The 307-nt window shown below is 69.7% G+C and carries 1 protein-coding gene; it reads left to right on the top strand.

Annotation, left to right across the window (positions count from 1 at the left end; genetic code table 11):
* Window positions 1-68: 68 nt before the first annotated feature.
* Window positions 69-307, top strand: a 239-nt coding sequence (locus tag KSO97_RS17570) for a 1-acyl-sn-glycerol-3-phosphate acyltransferase (protein ID WP_232682099.1), incomplete at its 3' end; no start/stop codon positions are given.

Here is a 307-nt window from a genome sequence, read left to right on the forward strand (position 1 = left end):
CTCACCGGTCGCCAGAATCGCGTTCGCTGCGGTCACGCGACCGGTGAGTAACCAGCACACTGACCGGTGTGGCTCCGGCGCGACCTGATCTCTACCGCCTCCTGCACGCGGTGATCCCCCCTGCGGCGAAAGCGCTCTGGCGTCCCACGGCCACCGGGCTGCACCACGTGCCGACCTCGGGACCGGTGACCCTGGCGAGCAATCATCTGAGCTTCGTCGACTCCGTCGTGATCCCGGTCGTGGCGCCCCGGGCGGTGGTCTTCCTCGCCAAGAGCGACTACTTCGACGGCGCGGGGCTACGCGGCGC

This window comes from Nocardioides sp. R-C-SC26 (assembly GCF_021246465.1).
Classification (GTDB): domain Bacteria; phylum Actinomycetota; class Actinomycetes; order Propionibacteriales; family Nocardioidaceae; genus Nocardioides.